Here is a 1,835-nt window from a genome sequence, read left to right on the forward strand (position 1 = left end):
GCCGTAGAGCATGGCGAGGTTGACGCTGGACTGGTTGGCCCACGCCCCGACCGCCAGCAGCGACACGTCGATGACGGACGTCTGCCCAGTCGCTTGCCTGCCGTAGAGGGCGGCGGCCACCGCGCCCGCGATGGTGATGCCGCCGATGTTGTCGCCGAACGCACCCGCAGGCATGCCCGTCGGCACCTCGGATTCCGTCGGCGTGACGCCGTCGGCGTTGCCGGCGCGCGCCCAGAACGCCGTCGCGTCGTGTGCGCCCGTCTCGCGATCGGGTCCTTCGCTCCCGAAGCCGCTACCCGCGACGTAGACGATCTCTGGATTGATGCGACGGATGTCGTCCAGGTCGATCCGTAGTTTCGCCCGCGCCTGAGGCAGCAAGTTGGTCAGGAAGACGTCGCTGCGCCGGATGAGTTCCTCGAACACCGGCCGAGTCTGTTTCAACGCCAGGGACAGTCCGACACTGCGCTTGCCGCGGTTGGGGGCTTCGATCATGGGCGAGAACGAGACTCCTGGCATGGTGGCGGAGCGACCCGCAACCGTGACCAGTCCCCGCTGCGCATCCCCTGTCACCGGGTTCTCGATTTTGATGACGTCGGCGCCCCAGTCGGCCAACACAGCTCCTGCCGAGGGGACGAAGGTGAATTGCGCGACCTCGAGGACACGCACACCGGTCATCGGTTTCTGCATCCGCTAACCTCTGTCCTGCTTGCCGCGCTGACTCAATGCCAACATAGGTTACTAGGTAAGCAATGTCGAGATCTACTATCAGCAGATAATCTTCAGCTGGCAACTTGCTCGGAAAAGGCACTGGCATGAGCGTCACCATCTTCGGCGCGACCGGACGGATCGGCCGGCTGGTCGTCGCCGACCTCCTGGCCGGCGGCCACGACGTGACCGTGTACGTCCGCAATCCCGGCAAGCTGGGCGGCAGCGATCCACGCCTGGTGACCGTCACCGGTGAGCTGTCCGACAAGGCGCGAATCCTGCAGGCGGTCCGCGGCTCGGACGCGGTGATCAGCGCGCTCGGGCCGCTCCTGCGACGCGGTTCCAAAGGCACTCCGGTGGCTGAGGGCACCAAGAACGTCGTCGCCGCCATGCAGACCGAGCACGTCGGACGCTACATTGGGCTCGCGACTCCGTCAGTGCCCGATGCGCGCGACAAACCCAATCTGAAAGCCAAGATCCTGCCGATCGTGGCTGCGCTGCTGTTCCCCAGCGCTCTATACGAACTGGTCGGCATGACAACGGCGGTCGCCCAGTCCGACCTCGACTGGACCATCGCCCGGATCACCCGACCCACCAGCAGGAAGCCGAAAGGTACTGTGCGTGCAGGCTTTCTCGGCCGCGACAAGGTGGGATCCGTGATGTCGCGAGCCGACATCGCGGCCTTCCTCATCGCCCAACTCACCGATGAAACGTTCTCGCGAGCGGCGCCGGCGATCAGCAACTGACCGCTAACGGCGAGCGAGAGCTCCGCTGTTGTGTGATCAGGCGAAGAAGCTGGACCCACCGTCCACATTGACGTTGGCGCCGGTCGTGTACGTGTTGCGTTCGGATGCCAGGAGGCAGATCACCGGCGCGATATCGGACGGGATCCCGGCGCGGCCGAGATCTGCACGCACGCCGAAGAATTCCGAGATATGCCGCATTACTGATGTCGGGTCGTCTGCGCTCACCCCGGCGTCGGCAGGGAGCGTGGCGATGTGTTGCACCATCTGGTGGGAGATGTAGGTGCCGGGCGAGACGGTGTTGGCGAGGATTCCGTCGGCCGCCAGCTCCAGTGACAGGTTCTTGGTGATGCTGGTCAACGCCGCCTTGGCGGCGGTGTATTCGAT

Annotated in this window: 3 protein-coding genes; 1 reads left to right on the forward strand and 2 read right to left on the reverse strand. The window is 65.0% G+C overall.

What is annotated here, in order from left to right; translation table 11 throughout:
- Window positions 1-687 (reverse strand): CoA transferase (locus WAN71_RS10100; protein WP_422225201.1); only part of this gene is annotated, 687 nt, incomplete at its 3' end.
- A 125-nt stretch (window positions 688-812) separates the two neighbouring features.
- Here WAN71_RS10100 and WAN71_RS10105 point away from each other — a divergent pair.
- Window positions 813-1,451 (forward strand): NAD(P)-dependent oxidoreductase, encoded by a 639-nt coding sequence (locus WAN71_RS10105; RefSeq protein WP_422225202.1) that lies wholly within the window; start codon window positions 813-815, stop codon window positions 1,449-1,451.
- Between the two features lie 36 nt (window positions 1,452-1,487).
- Here WAN71_RS10105 and WAN71_RS10110 read toward each other — a convergent pair.
- A partial coding sequence (locus WAN71_RS10110; protein ID WP_422225203.1) for an SDR family oxidoreductase occupies window positions 1,488-1,835 on the reverse strand: 348 nt, incomplete at its 5' end.

Source organism: Mycobacterium sp., from assembly GCF_049280035.1.
In the GTDB taxonomy this organism is placed as follows: domain Bacteria; phylum Actinomycetota; class Actinomycetes; order Mycobacteriales; family Mycobacteriaceae; genus Mycobacterium.

Bases quoted from the DNA above. Each gene is read 5' to 3' on its own strand.
- WAN71_RS10105 (WP_422225202.1), top strand. From the start codon at position 813: ATGAGCGTCACCATCTTCGGCGCGACCGGACGGATCGGCCGGCTGGTC.